This is a genomic window from Bacillus sp. FSL K6-2861, assembly GCF_038630725.1.
Classification (GTDB): Bacteria; Bacillota; Bacilli; order Bacillales; family Bacillaceae; genus Bacillus; species Bacillus velezensis.
Genome location: NZ_CP152037.1, coordinates 2686931 through 2706037, shown reverse-complemented (window position 1 = coordinate 2706037; position 19107 = coordinate 2686931). Strand labels below are relative to the sequence as shown.

The following is a 19107-nucleotide window of genomic DNA, read 5'->3' as shown; positions in this document are numbered from 1 at the left end:
AGTTTTGAAATGGTCCGAAATCAGCATTCACACAACACATGAAGCGGTCGAACCCATCTCAAATATTTTGCATGAAGCTGGTGCGAGCGGGGTTGTCATCGAAGATCCGCTTGATTTAATGAAAGAGCGTGAGAATGTTTACGGGGAAATCTACCAGCTCGACCCCAATGATTACCCCGATGAGGGTGTCATTGTCAAAGCGTATCTGCCGATCAACAGTTTCCTCGGCGAAACGGTGGACGGCATTAAAGAGACGATTAATAATCTGCTTTTGTACGACATTGATTTGGGCAGAAACACAATCACCATTTCTGAAGTTAATGAAGAAGAATGGGCGACAGCTTGGAAAAAGTATTATCATCCTGTGAAAATTTCTGAAAAGTTCACGATCGTTCCCACTTGGGAAACGTACACACCTGTTCATACAGATGAACTGATTATCGAAATGGATCCGGGTATGGCATTCGGTACGGGAACGCATCCGACAACCGTTCTGTGCATTCAGGCGCTTGAGCGTATCGTTCAAAAAGGCGACCGTGTCATTGATGTCGGCACCGGTTCAGGAATTTTAAGCATCGCGGCCGCCATGCTTGAGGCCGAATCGGTTCATGCGTATGACCTTGATCCGGTCGCTGTTGAAAGCGCGCGTCTGAATGTAAAATTGAACAAAGTGAGTGATACGGCCGAAGTGAAGCAGAACAATTTGTTAGACGGCATCACGGGCGAACATGATGTCATTGTCGCAAATATTTTGGCGGAAGTGATTCTCCGCTTTACATCACAGGCGTACGACCTGCTCAAAGACGGAGGCCATTTTATTACTTCAGGCATTATCGGCCAGAAAAAACAGGAAGTAAAAGAAGCGTTGGAAAAAGCCGGCTTTACCATCATAGAAATTCTGTCTATGGAAGATTGGGTCAGCATCATCGCGAAAAAATAACAGTTAGTAGGTGTCACAGCGTATGCAACGATATTTTATCGAGCTCACGAAGCAGGAGATGGACGAAACTCCCGATTTTCAAATCACGGGGGAAGACGTCCACCATATAGCGAACGTCATGAGAATGAGTGCGGGCGGCCGGATTATCTGCTGTTCGAAAGACGGCCATGAAGCGTTATGCCTGCTTAAAGAGGTTTCTAAAGATCATATATCATGCAGCATTGCTGAGTGGACGGGTGAAAACCGTGAACTGCCGCTGAAGATCAGGATCGCAAGCGGCCTCCCGAAAGGCGATAAGCTTGAATGGATTATCCAAAAAGGGACCGAGCTGGGGGCTAGTATGTTCATCCCCTTTCAGGGCGCCAGATCCGTCGTTAAGCTAGACGACAAAAAGGCAAAGAAAAAGCGGGAGAGATGGGCGAAAATCGCGAAGGAAGCGGCGGAGCAATCGTACCGCAATGAAATTCCCGAAGTGAAAACCGTTCATACGTTCCGGCAGCTGCTTGAAATGGCGGAGAATGTCGATAAATGTGTCGTTGCATACGAGGAGTCATCAAAGCAGGGAGAAACGGGCGCTTTCGCTGCGGAGCTCAAAAGCCTTCCGCAAGGTTCGTCTCTTTTAATCGTATTCGGCCCTGAAGGCGGTCTGACTGAGTCTGAAGTTCATCAGCTTTCAGAAAAAGGCGCCGTCTTATGCGGCCTCGGACCGAGAATTTTACGGACTGAAACTGCGCCTCTTTACGCGTTAAGCGCAGTTTCCTATCATACAGAGTTATTAAGAGGTGATCAGTAATGGCAACTGTTGCTTTTCATACCCTTGGCTGCAAGGTCAACCATTATGAAACAGAAGCAATCTGGCAGCTGTTTAAAGATGCGGGTTATGAACGAAAAGAATTCGAACAGACAGCAGATGTATATGTCATTAATACATGTACGGTAACAAACACGGGAGATAAAAAAAGCCGTCAAGTCATCAGACGGGCGATCCGCCAAAATCCTGACGGCGTCATCTGCGTAACAGGGTGCTATGCGCAAACCTCTCCGGCGGAAATTATGGCCATCCCGGGTGTTGACATCGTCGTCGGCACGCAGGATCGTGAAAAAATGCTCGGTTACATTGAGCAGTACAGGGAAGAGCGCCAGCCGATCAACGGCGTCGGCAATATTATGAAAGCACGCGTGTTTGAAGAGCTGGATGTTCCCGCTTTTACTGACCGTACAAGAGCGTCGTTAAAAATCCAAGAGGGCTGCAACAACTTCTGTACGTTCTGCATTATCCCTTGGGCGCGCGGCCTGCTTCGTTCCCGCGATCCGGAAGAAGTCATTAAACAGGCGCAGCAGCTGGTGGATGCCGGCTATAAAGAAATCGTCCTGACGGGGATTCATACGGGCGGCTACGGCGAAGATATGAAAGATTATAATTTCGCCAAGCTTCTCCGCGAGCTTGATACACGTGTAGAAGGACTGAAGCGGATCAGAATTTCATCTATTGAAGCAAGCCAAATCACTGATGAAGTGATTGAAGTGCTGGATGCGTCTGATAAAATCGTCCGTCACCTTCATATCCCGATTCAGTCAGGATCAAACACCGTTCTGAAACGGATGAGACGCAAATATACGATGGAATTTTTCGCGGACCGTTTAAATAAGCTGAAAGAAGCGCTGCCGGGTCTTGCCGTCACATCTGATGTCATCGTCGGTTTCCCGGGAGAAACGGAAGAAGAATTTATGGAAACATACCGGTTCATTAAAGAACATAAGTTTTCAGAGCTTCACGTATTCCCTTACAGCAAACGCACCGGAACACCTGCGGCCAGAATGGAAGACCAGGTTGACGAGAACGTGAAAAACGAACGGGTGCATAAGCTGATCGCGCTGTCTGACCAGCTTGCAAAAGAATACGCCTCCGATTATGAAGGAGAGGTTCTGGAAATCATTCCGGAAGAGGCGTTTAAAGAGTCTGATGAAGACGGCATGTTCGTCGGCTATACGGACAATTACATGAAAGTCGTCTTCAAAGGCACGGAAGATGTAATCGGCAAACTTGTCAAAGTCAAAATTCAAAAAGCGGGCTATCCGTATAATGAAGGGCAATTCGTCCGCGTCGTTGAGGATGAAATGACCCGGAACATGCGCATGTCTTCATAACAGATAAAAAAACCGGTGCCTTCCCGCATCGGTTTTTTTACGGTTTCGGAGGAATCAGCCTGTCAATCAGCCGGTAAAACAAATGTGTGAACGGCAGAAACAATAAGGCGGTGACTACGTTAAATAACAGGCTGAAATGCGCAATCATCTGCGCGGGATCATCAGACAGGCGCTCCGTAAAACCTGCTGATGCGGACAGGAAGGGAAATACGAGCAGCACGCCGAGAATATTAAACACAACGTGAGCACCGGCGGTCTGTCTGGCGGCATAACCGCCTGAAACAGCAGCCATGACGGCCGTGACGCATGTCCCGATATTAGATCCCAGAACGACGCTGACCGCTTGTTCAATGCCGATCACCCCTTCGTTCATAAAACTCATCAAAATGCCGATGCAGACGGAGCTTGAATGAATGATTGCCGTCAATATCATGCCGATAAAAAGAGCGGACCAGCTCGAATCATTCACATACCGCAAAACCTCCGCCCCCGCCTTCATTTCTGTCAGCGGAACGGCGAGCCGGCTGAAGCATGTGATGCAAAAAAAGATGATGCCGAGACCGAGGAAGCTTATGCCGATCTGCCTGAACGGATATTTACGGAGGAGGATAAACACAAGGCCTCCGATAAAAAGCACCCAAATGAGCACATCCATCTTTATGGCTAAAAACTCCGTCGTAAACGTGGAGCCGACATTCGTACCGAGAATCATCGGAATGGTCCGTTTAAAAGATAAAGCGCCTGCGCTGACAAAGCCGATGACAATGACCATGAAGGCTGAGCTGCTCTGAAGAAAACCGGTGAACACGATGCTTATGAGAAAAGCTTTCAAAGGGTGGTCGGTAAATAAGAGCAGGCTTTTCTCAATTTTTGAATACGTTAATGCGATCAGCCCCTGCCTGAGCAGGCTCATTCCGAGTAAAAAAACCAGGATAAGTGCGGTAAAGAGAATCAGTATCATCAAACGAAACACCCCTTTCCATCATTATATAGACAAGCAGCCTTATTCATGACGGAAAAGTGAGCTCGCTTAGTTGACCTGACTGATGGCTTATATTATAATGTCAAAGTACATGTTTATATATGTATCTTTTTAAAGGTAGTCGATTGGTGTATTCGGAGGGAGGGAAAGAGAATGTCAAAAACGGTCGTTAGAAAAAACGAATCGCTTGAAGATGCTCTTCGTCGCTTCAAACGCAGTGTATCAAAGACAGGTACTTTGCAAGAAGCAAGAAAGCGCGAATTTTATGAAAAACCTAGCGTAAAGCGCAAGAAAAAGTCAGAAGCTGCTAGAAAACGCAAATTCTAAAAGAGGGTGGATTTATGAGTCTTCTTGAGCGACTTAACCAAGATATGAAGCTGTATATGAAAAGCCGTGAGAAAGACAAACTGACTGTCGTTCGAATGGTGAAAGCTTCACTTCAAAACGAAGCAATTAAGCTTAAGAAAGACAGTTTGACCGAGGATGAGGAACTTACTGTCCTATCTCGTGAACTTAAGCAACGTAAAGACTCCCTCCATGAATTTTCAAACGCTAATCGTTTAGATTTAGTAGATAAAGTTCAAAAAGAGCTGGACATTTTAGAAGTTTATTTACCGAAGCAGCTTTCTGAAGAAGAGCTGCAGACAATCGTAAATGAAACCATCGCTGAAGTCGGTGCGAGCTCCAAAGCGGACATGGGCAAAGTGATGAGTGCTATTATGCCTAAAGTAAAAGGTAAAGCTGACGGCAGCGTAATTAACAGACTTGTCAGCAGTCAATTATCTTAATTGACAAGAAAAAAGACATCTTTCCTTGAGAGATGTCTTTTTTTATACATAAAAAAATGAAACTAAAGTACATTTGTTACGTATATAAAGAAGAACGAAACGGGAAGGAGGGTATATTTGCCTTGTTCCGAAAAAAAACCGGAATTGCTGTTGCTCTATTGGGCTTATTTGTATTATCTTTATTAGGGGTTCAATTGAACGCGAAAGCTGATCACCCATCGGTTTATGTCATCCCGGTTGAGAAAAATGTCGAACAGGGGCTCGCCTCGTTTTTATCGCGTTCTTTCAAAGAAGCGAAAGAGTCCGGCGCGTCACACATTATTCTTGACATCAATACACCGGGAGGCGCCGTTCAATCAGCCTTGGATATTGCGGATATCATCGGCCGCGCGGATGTGCCTGTTACCGCTTACGTTAATAAACGGGCGCTTTCTGCCGGAGCGTATATAGCGCTCCAGGCAGATGAAATCTATATGGCGCCGGGCGGAAAAATGGGTGCCGCAGCCATCATCGACGGAAAGGGAAACGCGGCAGACAAAAAGGCCCAATCACTGTGGCATGCAGAAATGGAGGACGCAGCGGTTAAAAACAACCGAAATCCGAAATACGCCCTGGCCATGGCAGATCCCGCCATTAATGCAAAGGAAGCGGGCGCCCCAAAGGGAAAACTGCTGACACTGACAGCTGAAAAAGCCAAGGAAGTCGGATATTCGGAGGGCACGGTTTCAGACCTTGATGCTTTATATACAAAGCTCGGTTTTGACAAAGCGGATGTTCACCATGCAGAAGAAGGTTTCGTCGGCAAACTGGGCAGATGGCTGACAAATCCGTTTGTTGTCCCCGTCTTATTAACGCTTGCTTTGCTTGGTTTGACCATTGAATTGTTCTCGCCGGGCCTCGGGATACCGGGTGCCGTCGGACTGACAGCCATGCTGCTGTTTTTCACCGGGCATATCGCTGCCGGATTCGCCGGCTATGACAGCGTATTCTTATTTTGCGCGGGCTTGGTTTTTATCCTTTTAGAGATATTTCTGCCCGGAGGCATAATCGGTCTTATCGGTATTGCAGGCGTCATCGCGAGCCTCTTTCTCGCTGCGGGCAGCTTTACCGTAATGGCGGTTTCTCTCTTGATCGCCATTGCTGTGTCTATTACAGCCTTTATCATATTAACAAGGGTGTTGGGGAAACGAATGAAATTCTTTAAAAAATTAATATTAACTGATTCAACAAGCACGGAGAGCGGTTATGTTTCAAATCAGAACCGGACGGAGCTGTTGGGAAAAGTCGGCGTTACCGCTACAGCCCTCAGACCGTCAGGCACCGTCATAATTGATGATGAACGTCTGGATGTCGTCTCGGAAGGATCATTCACTGAAAAAGACAGACAGGTGAAAGTAGTGAAAGCGGAAGGCTCACGCATTGTCGTGAGAGAAATATAGATGATAACCTTGAGGAGGAATTAGATGGAACTGTCAAGTTTGGCGATTTTAGCATTAGTTGCTGCTGCCATTATTGTGTTAGCCATATTCTTCACCTTTGTACCGGTGATGCTATGGATTTCGGCGCTTGCGGCAGGAGTCAGAATCAGCATTTTCACTTTGGTCGGGATGAGGCTGCGGCGCGTCATACCAAGCCGCGTTGTCAATCCGTTAATTAAAGCGCACAAAGCCGGCCTGTCCGCAACAACAAATCAGCTCGAAAGCCATTATCTGGCCGGAGGTAATGTCGACAGGGTGGTCAATGCCCTGATTGCGGCACAGCGCGCCAATATTGAGCTGTCATTTGAACGCTGCGCAGCCATTGACCTGGCCGGGCGTGACGTATTGGAAGCCGTACAGATGAGCGTCAATCCGAAGGTCATTGAAACACCGTTTATCGCGGGTGTCGCCATGGACGGAATTGAAGTAAAAGCAAAAGCCAGAATCACGGTAAGAGCCAATATTGAGCGCCTTGTCGGAGGAGCGGGAGAAGAGACGGTTGTCGCCCGTGTCGGAGAAGGGATTGTCTCGACAATCGGTTCTTCACACAATCATAAAAAAGTGCTTGAAAACCCTGATATGATTTCTCAGACCGTACTTGGCAAAGGGCTGGATTCAGGCACCGCATTTGAAATTCTTTCGATTGACATCGCCGACGTTGATATCGGCAAAAACATCGGAGCGATTCTTCAGACGGATCAGGCAGAAGCAGACAAAAACATTGCGCAGGCCAAAGCCGAAGAGCGCCGCGCCATGGCGGTCGCCCAAGAGCAGGAAATGCGCGCTCGCGTAGAAGAAATGCGTGCGAAAGTCGTAGAAGCAGAAGCCGAAGTGCCGCTTGCGATGGCAGAAGCGTTGCGTGAAGGAAACATCGGCGTCATGGACTATATGAACATAAAAAATATCGACGCGGATACGGACATGAGGGATTCTATCGGCAAGCTGACGAATGACCAGCAAGATGAAGACCAACAATAACCTCTCTATTAAGGAGGGAGCCGCTATATGCACGAGATTCTGACAAATCCGCTCGTCATTGCCGCCGTCATCGGCATTATATCGGCAATATTCGGCAAGAAAAACAAAGATGAAAAACGTCCGCCGGGTACACGTCCCGGAAATCAGGCAAAAAAGCAGGATCAAAAACAGCCGCAGAAAGAGCATAAGCCGGAAGCGGAAGAATTGCCTGCCGTTTCAGAAGAGAACCCTTTTGAGCAAAAAAGAAGGGAAGCTGAAAAGCGCCTAGCGGAGACGGAGCAGATGTTTAACGGGCTCGAACATAAGCTGACATCCGCACGCGCACGAAACGCGTCTCTGAAGAAATCAGCCCTCAAAATAAATAAAGAAACTGCGGTCCAAGGCATTATATTCAGTGAGGTTTTGGGTCCGCCCCGTGCAAAAAAACCGCACCGGACCATGCGGAACATCGGTAAAAAATAAAGTGTTAGAACCCCTTTTCAAATCATACATATGAGATGAAAGGGGGTTCTTTTTTTATGGGGCAAAGAAAGAATCGTGTAAAGGCATGGCTGACAAGAGCATTGGAAATTCCCCCGGACGTTATGATGGATCTGCCTCGTATTACGATGGTCGGCAGACTTCATATCTACATAGAGAATCACAGAGGCCTCCTGCTGTTCAGTGAAGAAGAAGTCAGGCTGATGCTCAAGCAGGGGCAGTGTATCATATCAGGAAAAAACTTGGTCATTAAGGCAATCCTTCCTGAGGAAATCCTTTTGGAAGGCACGATAGATCACGTACGATATGTCGATTCATAAAGCCGGGGGGAAATAATGTGAAAAACAAATGGCTGTCATTTTTTTCGGGTAAAGTCCAAATGGAAGTCAAAGGAAAAGGGATTGAACGGCTGCTGAATGAATGCACGAGAAACGGAATCGCCATCTTTGCGGTGAAAAAAAAGCAAGACTGTGTTCTGCTGATGATTCAGCTTCAAGATGTACATGCTTTCAGAAGAGTCATCAGAAAACATGAATGCAAAGCAAGCTTTACAAAAAGAAAGGGTCTTCCCTTTCTGCTTCTCAAATCAAAGTTAAATCTGGGCTTCACTGCGGGATTTGTGATATTTTTTGTTATATTGTTTCTTTTGTCCAACATGATTTGGGAAATTGATATTAAAGGGGCCAAGCCAGAAACCGAGCATCAGATGGTAAAGCACCTTGAAGAAATCGGTGTGAAAAAAGGCCGTTTGCAATTTTTAATGATGACGCCGGAAAAAATTCAAAAATCATTAACAAACGGCATCGATAATATTACGTGGGTCGGTGTGGAATTGAACGGGACAGCCCTTCATATGAAAGTGGTCGAAAAGAACGAACCGACAAAAGAAAAGTACGTAAGCCCCCGCCATATCGTTGCCAAAAAGAAGGCGGTCATCAAAAGGATGTTCGTGCAAAAGGGGCAGCCGATGGCTTTTGTGAACGATCATGTTGACAAAGGACAGCTCCTCGTCTCAGGACTGATCGGAAATGAAGACCGGAAAGTCGCCTCAAAAGCGGAAATTTACGGAGAAACATGGTACAAGTCAGAAGTAACCGTGCCTCTTGAAACATCATTTACGCTATATACGGGTAAAGTAAGGACGAAGCACAAGCTGTCTTTCGGATCATGGGGCGTTCCTTTTTGGGGCTTTGAATTTAATGAGAAGCCGCTGAAACATCCGAAAACAGAGGAAGAAAAGCATCCGTTTCAATTTCTGGGGATGAAGCTTCCGGTTTCTTACGTTCAAGAACAGACAAGAGAAAGTGAAACATCCGTGCGGACTTATACGAAAGGCGAAGCGGTTCAGGCCGGTATCAAAATGGGAAGACAAGATGTAGAAAAGCGATTAAACGGCAGCGGAGAGGTGGAAAGTGAAAAAGTTTTGCACCAATCCGTTGAGAATGGTAAAGTAAAGTTGATTATTCTCTACCAAGTTATAGAAGATATCGTTCAAACCACACCTATTGTTCAGGGAGACTAAAGAATGGCAGAACATTTACTTGCGATTAATCACAAACTGAAAAGCCCGGACGAAGCACTTTCTTTGTTCGGCAGCCAAGATGCCTTTTTACATTTAATGGAGAAGGATCTGGGCATTAGCCTCATCACACGCGGTGAAACCATTTACGTTTCCGGGAATGATGAAACATTTGAGATCGCTGACAGATTATTGGGCTCGCTCCTTACTTTAATTCGCAAGGGGATCGAGATTTCGGAACGTGATGTGCTGTATGCCGTGAAAATGGCAAAAAAAGATGAACTGGACTATTTTGAAAGCATGTATGAAGAGGAAATAACGAAAACGGCAAAAGGCAAACCGATCCGTGTCAAAACCATCGGCCAAAGAGAATATGTGGCGGCGATGAAGAAAAACGACATGGTGTTCGGCATCGGGCCGGCGGGAACCGGCAAAACTTATTTGGCGGTCGTAAAAGCGGTGCATGCTTTAAAAAACGGCCACATTAAAAAAATCATTTTAACAAGACCCGCTGTGGAAGCCGGCGAGAGCCTCGGTTTTCTGCCCGGAGATTTAAAGGAAAAAGTAGATCCTTATCTGCGCCCGCTGTATGATGCGCTCCATGATGTGCTCGGAAGCGACCATACGGAGCGTCTTATGGAAAGAGGGGTTATCGAAATCGCCCCGCTTGCCTATATGAGAGGGCGGACGCTTGACGACGCGTATGTGATTCTTGATGAAGCCCAGAATACCACTCCCGCTCAAATGAAAATGTTTTTGACGAGATTGGGTTTTGGCTCTAAAATGATCATTACGGGCGACGTAAGCCAAATTGACCTGCCGAAAGGCGTCACATCGGGACTTGCAGTAGCGAAGGACATGCTGAAGGACGTAAACGGCATCTCCGTGATTGAACTTGACCAGACAGATGTGGTCAGGCATCCGCTTGTTGCAAAAATTATTGAAGCTTATGATAAGCAAAAGTAATGCAAAAATGACCCGATCTCCCGTTATCGGGTCATTTTTATATGATGTGTTCCTGATGTTTCAGGGAGGAGGTTCTTGTTTTGAAAAAGAAGGGAAAGGGCAAAAGCGCCCGGGAACGGTTCCGCAGTTTCAGACATGCCCGCTCAGCCCATGTGCTGCTGTACCTGCTGCTTTCAGCGATCATGTTTGGTTTGCTCTTTATTCATGTAAAACCTGAATCACTTAATTTGGATTTGTTTGCAGTCAGTGATAAAACGATTTACGCGCCCGCCACAGTTGAAGATCAGCAGGCGACGGAATCGAAAAAACAGGCGGCCGAAGATGCGGTGGAAGATCAATACACCCTGAAAAAAGGCTATACCGACAATCGGCTTGACCTGATCACTTCCATTTTTGACAGCATCGGCGAAGTGAAAAAAGATGCGGAAAAAGACAAAAAGTCACCTTCGGAAAAATCACTGGTAAAATCGGTGAAAAACAAGCTGACACAGGATGTCAATGAATCCGTCTCGGAAGATGCCATTAAATCGCTTCTCCATGCAAACAATGAAGATTTCTCATTTGTGAGGGATTCCGTCATTACCGCGGTGAATACGGTGATGAGCAGTGAAATTCCTTCTGAAAAGCTTGCTGAAGCGAAGGATAAGGTCGCAAAAGAGCTGAAAAGCGCTTCTGTGCCGTCAAAATATTTAGCGGCTGCGACTGAAATCGGAAAATACGCGGTCATCCCGAATTACGTTTTTGATCCGAAAGCGACCGATGAAAAACGCCAGGAAGCGTCAGACAGCGTCCAGCCGGTACAGATCAAACAGGGACAGGTTCTCGTGGAAGAGAATGACCTGATTGACCGGGAAGTATACAGGAAGCTTGAACTGACGGGTCTTTTGAATAATTCCAACCTGTTAAAACCGATCAGCGGTCTCCTTCTGATGATCGGCCTGTTTATTGCCACGCTTGTCTACTATTTTGAGAAACAGCAGCAGGAGCTTAAGCTGAAAAATAAATCTCTTTTGCTGTTTTCTATCATTACAACGCTTATTCTCGTCATTATGGAAGTCGTCAGTCTCTTTCAGAAGATTGAATACACCAATATCGGCTATCTTGTGCCGATCGCCGCCGGCGCGATTTTAATCAGGCTGCTGCTCAATGAAAGGCTCGCCATTTTAGGAAGCATCATTCTGGCGATCTGCGGCAGTATGATGTTTAATCAGGGTGTGACGGGAACATTTAATTACGTCATCGGCATTTACTATTTAATCAGCAGCATTTCAGGCATTTTGTTTTTGGGAAAACATAATGCGAGATCAAAAATATTGCAGACGGGACTGTTCGTCTCATTTATTAATATGATTATCGTGCTGTCGCTTTTATTAATACAAAATACGGCGCTGTCACCGGTTGAAATCGGAACGCTTATGCTGATGGGGGTCGTCTCGGGACTTGCTTCATCCGTTTTGATTATCGGTCTGATGCCGTTTTTTGAGACGGGATTCGGCATTCTTTCAACAATGAGGCTGATTGAACTGTCTAATCCGAATCATCCCCTGCTTCGAAAGATTTTAACGGAAACACCCGGTACATATCATCACAGCGTCATGGTGGCAAATCTGTCGGAAGCGGCTTGTGAAGCCGTAGGGGCAAACGGTCTTTTAGCACGGGTCGGAGCGTATTATCACGATCTCGGCAAAACGAAACGTCCGCAATATTTTATTGAAAATCAGATGAATATGGATAATCCGCATGACAAGCTGTCTCCGCAGCTCAGCAAAAATATCATTATCGCACATACGACAGACGGTGCGAATATGCTCAGAAGCTATAAGTTTCCGAAAGAGCTTGTGGATATCGCGGAGCAGCATCACGGAACGTCCCTTTTAAAATTCTTTTATTATAAAGCGAAAGAAAAGGGCGACCAGATTACAGAGAAAGAGTTCCGCTACCCGGGGCCGAAGCCGCAATCGAAAGAAGCGGCTATTATCTCAGTGGCCGACAGCGTTGAAGCCGCCGTCCGTTCCATGCATAATCCCAATCCCGAGCGGATCGAAAAACTGGTGCGGGGAATTATATCCGATAAGCTTCAGGACGGACAATTCTCAGAATGTGATCTCACGTTCCGAGAACTGGATACGATCGCAAAAACACTATGTGCGACTTTAAAAGGAATTTTCCACTCCCGGATTGAATATCCGGAGGCTACGAAGAAGGTGAAATAAATGAGTTTACTCATAGATATTGTTGATGAAACGAACAGCGTCTCAGCTGATGCGCTCCAAGAAGTGGAGAAGCTGCTCCAATTCGCGGCGGAAAAAGAAGGCGTTCAGGACCAGGCTGAAGTATCGGTCACGATTGTGACAAATGAGGAAATCAGAGAAATCAACAGAGACTACCGGGGAAAAGACACTCCGACTGACGTCATTTCGTTTGCGCTTGAAGAAGAAGGCGAAGACGAGGTTGAAATCGTAGGCGCCGACATGCCGCCTGTTTTAGGAGATATTATCATCAGCGCTGACAGAACGAAAGAGCAGGCGGAAGAGTACGGCCATTCGTTTATGAGAGAGCTCGGTTTTCTGGCCGTGCACGGCTTTTTGCATTTGCTTGGCTATGATCACATGACAAAAGAAGAAGAGGAAGAAATGTTTTCAAAGCAAAAGGATTTGCTGGATGAGTATGGACTCACGAGATCATAAAAACGAGTGGAGCAGGTTCCTGAAGAGCTTTGTCCATGCATGGAGGGGAATCTGGAAAACGGCGCGGTCAGAGCGGAATTTTCAATTTCATATTACCGCGGCCTGCGCCGTTATCGTTTGCGGTTTTCTCACCGGGCTGAGCACAGCCGAATGGGCCGTTGTTTTGATGCTGATCGGAGGAATGCTTGCTTTGGAGCTTTTAAATACGGCGATAGAGCATGTTGTGGATTTAGTTACCGATCAGTATCACCCGCTCGCAAAAGCGGCAAAGGACGCGGCCGCCGGAGCCGTTTGCGTCTTTGCCGTGATATCGTGTATCATTGGTTTACTCATCTTCTTGCCGAAGATATGTTAGCAGAAGATTCTTACAATTATTTTACATTGCCAAAAATGGGCGTGAAAAACCAATCATAATTATGTAAAATAAAAGTGACAGCGGTATCATACAGGATAAAGGTAAGAGAGGAATTAAGTACACATGAACAGACAAGAATTGATTGCAGAAGCATTAAAAGCGCGGGACACAGCGTATGTGCCGTATTCAAATTTCAGAGTGGGAGCCGCTCTTCTTACCAAAGACGGAAAAGTGTACAGAGGCTGCAACATCGAAAATGCGGCATACAGCATGTGCAACTGTGCTGAACGCACGGCGATATTCAAAGCTGTTTCCGAGGGGGATACGGAATTTGCGATGCTCGCCGTGGCTGCGGATACTCCGGGACCGGTTTCGCCGTGCGGAGCCTGCAGACAAGTAATTTCCGAGCTGTGCTCAAAGGATATGCTTGTTATTCTGACCAACTTACAAGGACAAATAAAAGAAATGACTGCGGAAGAATTATTGCCGGGCGCATTTTCATCGGAGGATTTACATGACGAACGAAAGCTTTAAATCAGGATTTGTATCTATCATCGGAAGGCCGAATGTAGGAAAGTCTACCTTTTTAAACAGGGTCATCGGTCAAAAGATCGCCATCATGAGCGACAAACCCCAGACGACAAGAAATAAAGTCCAAGGGGTGCTGACAACCGGCACGTCGCAGACCATTTTTATTGATACACCGGGCATTCACAAACCAAAGCACAAGCTTGGCGACTTTATGATGAAAGTGGCGCAGAATACACTGAAAGAAGTTGACTTGGTGTTATTTATGATTAACGCCGAAGAAGGGTACGGAAAAGGCGACGAGTTTATCATTGAAAAGCTCGGACAGACGTCTACACCGGTCTTTCTGATCGTAAACAAAATTGATAAGATCCACCCTGACCAGCTGCTTCTTTTAATTGATGAGTACCGTACGCGCTATCCGTTTAAGGAAATCGTGCCGATCTCAGCTTTGGAAGGGAACAACGTCGAAACCCTTCTCGCGCAGATTGAAGCGTATTTACCGGAAGGGCCTCAGTTCTATCCGAGCGATCAGGTGACTGACCATCCCGAGCGGTTCATTATTTCTGAACTGATCAGAGAAAAGGTGCTCCATCTGACAAGGGAAGAAGTGCCGCACAGCATCGCTGTCGCTATCGAGTCCATTAAAGGGCAGGAAAACGGCTCCGTCCATGTCGCCGCCACCATTGTGGTCGAGCGGGATTCTCAAAAAGGCATCGTCATCGGTAAAAAAGGAGCGCTTCTGAAAGAAGTCGGCAAAAGAGCGCGGGCTGATATTGAAGCTCTTTTGGGCTCACGCGTTTACCTGGAATTATGGGTGAAGGTGCAGAAGGACTGGCGGAATAAAATGTCTCAGCTGCGTGATTTCGGCTTCAAAGAGGATGAATATTAATTCATCTAAGGCGCATGCCTGAGGTGTGAGATTACCTCACAGAAGCAGGGATTCATTAGCAAAATTTGTTTAACATGAAAAGGAGGACATCAGGTCAAGATAAGGGTAAGAATTTGGATTGGCAAGCTAGTTTAATGATGAAAGGTGGGTTTTTTGTGTTGAATTTTACCTGGAACGTATTTTCTCAAACAGGAAGTGTTGATACGTACCTTCTTTTTAAAGAACTGGAAAAAGAGAACCTGGAAAGACCCGAAGAACCGGAAGATGAGCTAGCCCGAATTGATTTTCCAATTTTGTAAACCTCTTGGCCCCTCCCATTGTTGGAAGGTGCGGAAATGCTGACTAAATGTGAAGGAATCGTGCTCCGTACGAATGACTACGGGGAGACGAATAAAATCGTGACATTGCTGACGAGGGAACACGGCAAAATCGGCGTCATGGCAAGGGGCGCCAGGAAGTCAGCCAGCCGGCTGTCAGCAGTCAGCCAGCCGTTTTTGTACGGGTCATTTTTAATGCAAAGAACATCAGGACTCGGCACGCTCCAGCAGGGTGAAATGATTCTCAGCATGAGAACGATCAGAGAAGATTTATTTTTGACGGCGTATGCCGCTTTTATCGCTGAACTCACTGACAAAGGAACGGAAGAGAAGAAACCGAACCCCTATTTATTCGAATTGATTCTCGAATCCTTTAAGAGGCTGAATGACGGGACTGACCCGGACGTGATCACCTTCATCGTGCAGATGAAAATGCTCGGCGTCATGGGGCTGTATCCGGAGCTGAATCATTGTGTCCACTGCAAAAGCGGGGAAGGGACGTTTCATTTTTCGATAAGAGATAACGGGTTTATCTGCCACCGCTGCTTTGAAAAGGATCCGTACAGAGTTCCGATTTCGCCGCAAACGGCAAGGCTGCTAAGGCTTTTTTATTACTTTGATATCGGAAGGCTCGGCAGCGTCTCGTTAAAACAGGAAACCAAAAATGAAATTAAACGGGTCATTGATCTGTATTACGAAGAATATTCAGGACTTTATTTAAAGTCAAAACGGTTTTTAGATCAGATGGAAAGCATGAAGAACCTTTTGGATGAAAACAAAAGTTGACATTCTGCCCATCTTTTTATATGATCATTTATTATAAAATATGTTGCAGTGACAGAAAGAAGTACTTGCGTCCAACTCATACAAGCGACCTTAGGGCAGTGTAAGCTAAGGATGAGCGCGCAACGAAAGGCATTCTCGAGCAACCCTTTAAAAAGAGGCTGAGTGATTCACATCCTCAGCAACTAGGGTGGAACCGCGGGAGAACTCTCGTCCCTATGTTTGCGGCCGGCAAGCATAGAGACGGGAGTTTTTTGGTTGCCGCCGCACTTGTAAAAGAATGGAGAAAGTGGAGGTGCTTGAAATGAACATTCAAGATATGATTTTAACCTTGCAGAAGCACTGGTCGAATGAAGGCTGTGTGCTCATGCAGTCGTACGATGTGGAGAAAGGCGCAGGCACAATGAGCCCGTATACATTTTTACGAAGCATCGGGCCGGAACCGTGGAGAGTGGCTTACGTTGAGCCGTCCAGACGGCCTGCGGACGGACGGTACGGTGAAAACCCGAACAGGCTCTATCAGCATCACCAATTCCAAGTCATTATCAAGCCGTCGCCTGATAACATTCAAGAGCTTTACCTTGATTCATTGCGTGCGCTCGGCATTGACCCGCTTGAACATGATATCCGTTTCGTAGAAGACAACTGGGAAAACCCGTCTTTAGGCTGTGCAGGTCTCGGCTGGGAAGTATGGCTTGACGGGATGGAAATTACTCAGTTTACATACTTCCAGCAGGTGGGCGGAATTGAATGTAAACCGGTATCCGTTGAGATCACGTATGGCATTGAACGTCTCGCGTCATATATTCAGGATAAAGAAAACGTCTTTGATCTTGAATGGACGTCAGGATTTACTGTGAAAGATTTATTTATGATGGCTGAATATGAGCATTCCGTTTATACTTTTGAAACATCTGACGTGGATATGCTTTTCCATTTGTTCAGCACCTATGAAAAAGAAGCGATCAGACAAATGGATAACGGGCTCGTGCATCCGGCCTATGATTATGTGCTGAAATGCTCTCACACATTTAATCTGCTCGATGCAAAAGGCGCGATCTCGGTGACGGAGCGGACGGGTTATATCGGCCGTGTCCGCAACTTAGCGAGAAAAGTGGCAAAAACGTATTATGAAGAACGGGAAAAATTAGGGTTCCCAATGCTTAAAGAGGAGGGCTCTTCCCATGAGTAAACAAGACTTGCTTTTAGAGATCGGACTCGAGGAAATGCCGGCGCGGTTTTTACATGACAGCATGGTGCAGCTCGGTGAAAAGCTGACCGGCTGGCTGGCTGAAAAAAATATCGCCCATGGCGAAGTGAAACTTTTTAATACGCCGAGACGTCTGGCAGTATATATAAAAGACGTAGCAGAAAAACAGGCTGATATTCAGGAAGAAGCAAAAGGCCCTGCGAAAAAAATTGCTCTGGATGCTGACGGAAACTGGACAAAAGCCGCTATCGGATTTTCAAAAGGCCAAGGCGCCGGAGTGGATGATCTGTATATAAAAGATGTAAACGGCACGGAATATGTCTTCGTTCAAAAATTCCAGGCGGGACAAGAGACGAAGACACTTTTACCGCAGCTGGAAAATTTGATTGCCGGAATGCATTTTCCGAAAAACATGCGCTGGGGCACGCAGGATCTGCGCTATATCCGTCCGATCAAATGGATTATCGCTCTCTTTGGAAAAGACGTCATTTCGTTTGAAATCACAAATGTCGAGACGGGCCGGAACACACAGGGACACCGCTTTCTCGGCCAAGAAGTATCTGTTGATGCGCCGTCATCATATGAAAAGCTGCTGAAAGAACAAAGCGTCATTGCTGACCCGAAAGAACGCAAACAAATGATCCAAAGCCAGCTGGACGCGCTTGCAGCCGAGAAGAAATGGAACATTCCGATCGATGAGGACCTGCTGAACGAAGTCAACCATCTGGTGGAATACCCGACGGCGCTTTACGGATCTTTTGAATCCGAGTTTCTTTCTATTCCTGAAGAAGTGCTTGTAACAACAATGAAAGAGCATCAGCGCTACTTCCCGGTAAAAGATGAAAACGGGAATCTGCTTCCTCATTTTATTACGGTAAGAAACGGGAACAGCCATGCAATTGAAAATGTTGCCCGCGGAAACGAGAAAGTGCTGAGAGCAAGGCTTTCAGATGCTGCGTTCTTCTACAAAGAAGACCAAAAGCTCAACATTGATGAAAACGTGAAGAAACTGGAAAATATCGTTTTCCATGAAGAGCTCGGCTCCCTTGGAGATAAAGTAAGAAGAGTGGCCGCCATTGCGGGCAAACTTGCCGTCCGGCTGAAAGCGGATGAACAGACGCAAAACCTTGTGAAGCGCGCCGCAGAGATTTCTAAATTTGACCTGGTTACACATATGATCTATGAGTTCCCTGAGCTTCAAGGCGTGATGGGAGAAAAATATGCGCGCATGCTCGGTGAAGATGAAGCCGTCGCTGCCGCTGTCAATGAGCACTATATGCCGAGAGCGGCCGGGGGAGAAGTGCCTTCAACCTTCACCGGCGCGGTTGTAGCGTTAGCTGATAAACTGGACACGATTGCTTCCTTCTTCAGCATTGACGTGATTCCGACAGGTTCTCAGGACCCGTACGGATTGCGTCGTCAGGCAAGCGGCATCGTTTCCATTCTGATCGACCGCAACTGGGGCATTTCTTTTAAAGAGCTGCTGTCATTGACAGAAACGGAAAAAGAAAATGAGCTCCTCGATTTCTTTACACAGCGTCTGAAATACGTCTTAAACGCTGAAGACATCCGTCATGACGTTATCGAAGCCGTTCTGGACAGCACAGAGCTTGAGCCGTATGCAGCCGTTCATAAAGCAAGAGTGCTTGAGAAGCACCTCGGCACACCCGGATTTAAAGAAACGGCTGAATCACTCGGCCGGGTCATCTCCATCAGCAAAAAAGGCGAGAGCCGCGATATCAATCCGGATCTGTTTGAAAATGAACAGGAGAAAAAGCTGTTTGACGCTTATCAAAAAACAAAAGACAGTGTCGCGGAAAGCTTTGCCTCCAAAAACTATGAACAGGCGCTTGCCGTGCTCAGCGGATTAAAGGAGCCGATTGAAGACTACTTTAATCACACGATGGTAAATGCGGACGATGAAGCATTAAAAACCAACCGTTTAGCGCAAATGACCGCTCTTGCAGATGTGATCAAGTCTTTTGCTAATATGAATCATCTTATTGTAAAATAAAGAAAAAGACGGTTGCTGTGTGATCGGCAATCGTCTTTTCCC

The 19107-nt window shown here is 46.4% G+C and carries 21 protein-coding genes; 20 read left to right on the top strand and 1 reads right to left on the bottom strand.

Translation table 11 applies throughout. The features are described from left to right. The first annotated feature begins 4 nt into the window (after positions 1-4). The 3 genes from prmA to mtaB are packed head-to-tail and all read left to right on the top strand — an operon-like array spanning position 5 to position 3088. Positions 5-940 carry a 50S ribosomal protein L11 methyltransferase gene (gene prmA / locus NYE62_RS13285; protein WP_012118021.1) on the top strand — a complete coding sequence of 312 codons (936 nt, stop codon included), beginning with the start codon at positions 5-7 and terminating at the stop codon, positions 938-940. Between the two features lie 22 nt (positions 941-962). Further along, positions 963-1733: a 16S rRNA (uracil(1498)-N(3))-methyltransferase gene (locus NYE62_RS13280; RefSeq protein ID WP_015417848.1), complete on the top strand. Its 771-nt coding sequence runs from the start codon at positions 963-965 to the stop codon at positions 1731-1733. Further along, positions 1733-3088 (top strand): tRNA (N(6)-L-threonylcarbamoyladenosine(37)-C(2))-methylthiotransferase MtaB, encoded by a 1356-nt coding sequence (gene mtaB, locus NYE62_RS13275; RefSeq protein WP_014305444.1) that lies wholly within the window; start codon positions 1733-1735, stop codon positions 3086-3088. The genes NYE62_RS13280 and mtaB overlap by 1 nt, the downstream gene beginning before the upstream one ends. Positions 3089-3125: 37 nt before the next feature. Here the strand turns inward: mtaB and NYE62_RS13270 are convergent, their stop codons facing one another. Further along, positions 3126-4052: a Na/Pi symporter gene (locus NYE62_RS13270; RefSeq protein WP_199022047.1), complete on the bottom strand. Its 927-nt coding sequence runs from the start codon at positions 4050-4052 to the stop codon at positions 3126-3128. Positions 4053-4223: 171 nt separating this feature from the next. On the opposite strand from NYE62_RS13270, the gene rpsU reads away from it, so the two are divergent. The 17 genes from rpsU to glyS all read left to right on the top strand — a co-directional run bounded on the left by rpsU (position 4224) and on the right by glyS (position 19065). Continuing rightward, a complete protein-coding gene (gene rpsU / locus NYE62_RS13265) occupies positions 4224-4397 on the top strand; it encodes a 30S ribosomal protein S21 (protein WP_003152957.1) in 174 nt (57 codons plus the stop codon). 14 nt (positions 4398-4411) lie between these two features. Continuing rightward, complete coding sequence (locus tag NYE62_RS13260; protein ID WP_007408278.1) at positions 4412-4858, top strand: GatB/YqeY domain-containing protein; 447 nt, start codon at positions 4412-4414, stop codon at positions 4856-4858. 122 nt (positions 4859-4980) lie between these two features. Continuing rightward, complete coding sequence (locus NYE62_RS13255; protein WP_040237908.1) at positions 4981-6297, top strand: nodulation protein NfeD; 1317 nt, start codon at positions 4981-4983, stop codon at positions 6295-6297. Between the two features lie 24 nt (positions 6298-6321). Continuing rightward, positions 6322-7314, top strand: coding sequence for a flotillin-like protein FloA (gene floA / locus NYE62_RS13250; RefSeq protein ID WP_007408280.1), 993 nt, complete (start codon positions 6322-6324; stop codon positions 7312-7314). Positions 7315-7341: 27 nt separating this feature from the next. Continuing rightward, entirely contained in the window at positions 7342-7776 is a 435-nt protein-coding gene (locus NYE62_RS13245; protein WP_007408281.1) for a hypothetical protein, read from the top strand. A 56-nt stretch (positions 7777-7832) separates the two neighbouring features. Beyond that, a complete protein-coding gene (gene yqfC / locus NYE62_RS13240) occupies positions 7833-8114 on the top strand; it encodes a sporulation protein YqfC (RefSeq protein WP_003152966.1) in 282 nt (93 codons plus the stop codon). A gap of 17 nt (positions 8115-8131) precedes the next feature. Beyond that, complete coding sequence (yqfD, locus tag NYE62_RS13235; protein WP_021494329.1) at positions 8132-9316, top strand: sporulation protein YqfD; 1185 nt, start codon at positions 8132-8134, stop codon at positions 9314-9316. A 3-nt stretch (positions 9317-9319) separates the two neighbouring features. Then, the gene (locus NYE62_RS13230; protein WP_007408283.1) at positions 9320-10279 is read left to right on the top strand and encodes a PhoH family protein; all 960 of its coding nucleotides are present in this window, start codon (positions 9320-9322) and stop codon (positions 10277-10279) included. 80 nt (positions 10280-10359) lie between these two features. Then, complete coding sequence (locus tag NYE62_RS13225; RefSeq protein ID WP_007408284.1) at positions 10360-12492, top strand: HD family phosphohydrolase; 2133 nt, start codon at positions 10360-10362, stop codon at positions 12490-12492. Further along, positions 12493-12966 (top strand): rRNA maturation RNase YbeY, encoded by a 474-nt coding sequence (gene ybeY, locus NYE62_RS13220; protein WP_012118016.1) that lies wholly within the window; start codon positions 12493-12495, stop codon positions 12964-12966. Then, positions 12947-13321 carry a diacylglycerol kinase family protein gene (locus NYE62_RS13215; RefSeq protein WP_015240233.1) on the top strand — a complete coding sequence of 125 codons (375 nt, stop codon included), beginning with the start codon at positions 12947-12949 and terminating at the stop codon, positions 13319-13321. Before ybeY ends, NYE62_RS13215 begins: the two co-directional genes overlap by 20 nt. A gap of 123 nt (positions 13322-13444) precedes the next feature. Then, a complete protein-coding gene (locus NYE62_RS13210) occupies positions 13445-13855 on the top strand; it encodes a cytidine deaminase (RefSeq protein ID WP_003152976.1) in 411 nt (136 codons plus the stop codon). Next, complete coding sequence (era, locus tag NYE62_RS13205) at positions 13836-14741, top strand: GTPase Era (RefSeq protein ID WP_007408285.1); 906 nt, start codon at positions 13836-13838, stop codon at positions 14739-14741. Before NYE62_RS13210 ends, era begins: the two co-directional genes overlap by 20 nt. A gap of 155 nt (positions 14742-14896) precedes the next feature. Beyond that, positions 14897-15040 (top strand): YqzL family protein, encoded by a 144-nt coding sequence (locus NYE62_RS13200; RefSeq protein WP_007408286.1) that lies wholly within the window; start codon positions 14897-14899, stop codon positions 15038-15040. Positions 15041-15076: 36 nt separating this feature from the next. Further along, positions 15077-15844 carry a DNA repair protein RecO gene (gene recO / locus NYE62_RS13195; RefSeq protein WP_007408287.1) on the top strand — a complete coding sequence of 256 codons (768 nt, stop codon included), beginning with the start codon at positions 15077-15079 and terminating at the stop codon, positions 15842-15844. A 301-nt stretch (positions 15845-16145) separates the two neighbouring features. Beyond that, complete coding sequence (glyQ, locus tag NYE62_RS13190) at positions 16146-17033, top strand: glycine--tRNA ligase subunit alpha (RefSeq protein ID WP_003152984.1); 888 nt, start codon at positions 16146-16148, stop codon at positions 17031-17033. After that, the gene (glyS, locus tag NYE62_RS13185) at positions 17026-19065 is read left to right on the top strand and encodes a glycine--tRNA ligase subunit beta (RefSeq protein ID WP_144663977.1); all 2040 of its coding nucleotides are present in this window, start codon (positions 17026-17028) and stop codon (positions 19063-19065) included. The genes glyQ and glyS overlap by 8 nt, the downstream gene beginning before the upstream one ends. Positions 19066-19107: the final 42 nt, after the last annotated feature.

What these genes read in the sequence shown, in the direction of transcription:
- recO (WP_007408287.1), top strand. Translation starts at nt 15,077, where the DNA reads ATGCTGACTAAATGTGAAGGAATCGTGCTCCGTACGAATGACTACGGG.
- floA (WP_007408280.1), top strand. Translation starts at nt 6,322, where the DNA reads ATGGAACTGTCAAGTTTGGCGATTTTAGCATTAGTTGCTGCTGCCATT.
- NYE62_RS13260 (WP_007408278.1), top strand. Translation starts at nt 4,412, where the DNA reads ATGAGTCTTCTTGAGCGACTTAACCAAGATATGAAGCTGTATATGAAA.
- NYE62_RS13245 (WP_007408281.1), top strand. Translation starts at nt 7,342, where the DNA reads ATGCACGAGATTCTGACAAATCCGCTCGTCATTGCCGCCGTCATCGGC.
- rpsU (WP_003152957.1), top strand. Translation starts at nt 4,224, where the DNA reads ATGTCAAAAACGGTCGTTAGAAAAAACGAATCGCTTGAAGATGCTCTT.
- ybeY (WP_012118016.1), top strand. Translation starts at nt 12,493, where the DNA reads ATGAGTTTACTCATAGATATTGTTGATGAAACGAACAGCGTCTCAGCT.
- NYE62_RS13280 (WP_015417848.1), top strand. Translation starts at nt 963, where the DNA reads ATGCAACGATATTTTATCGAGCTCACGAAGCAGGAGATGGACGAAACT.
- era (WP_007408285.1), top strand. Translation starts at nt 13,836, where the DNA reads ATGACGAACGAAAGCTTTAAATCAGGATTTGTATCTATCATCGGAAGG.
- NYE62_RS13210 (WP_003152976.1), top strand. Translation starts at nt 13,445, where the DNA reads ATGAACAGACAAGAATTGATTGCAGAAGCATTAAAAGCGCGGGACACA.
- NYE62_RS13230 (WP_007408283.1), top strand. Translation starts at nt 9,320, where the DNA reads ATGGCAGAACATTTACTTGCGATTAATCACAAACTGAAAAGCCCGGAC.
- mtaB (WP_014305444.1), top strand. Translation starts at nt 1,733, where the DNA reads ATGGCAACTGTTGCTTTTCATACCCTTGGCTGCAAGGTCAACCATTAT.
- glyQ (WP_003152984.1), top strand. Translation starts at nt 16,146, where the DNA reads ATGAACATTCAAGATATGATTTTAACCTTGCAGAAGCACTGGTCGAAT.
- glyS (WP_144663977.1), top strand. Translation starts at nt 17,026, where the DNA reads ATGAGTAAACAAGACTTGCTTTTAGAGATCGGACTCGAGGAAATGCCG.
- NYE62_RS13215 (WP_015240233.1), top strand. Translation starts at nt 12,947, where the DNA reads ATGGACTCACGAGATCATAAAAACGAGTGGAGCAGGTTCCTGAAGAGC.
- yqfC (WP_003152966.1), top strand. Translation starts at nt 7,833, where the DNA reads ATGGGGCAAAGAAAGAATCGTGTAAAGGCATGGCTGACAAGAGCATTG.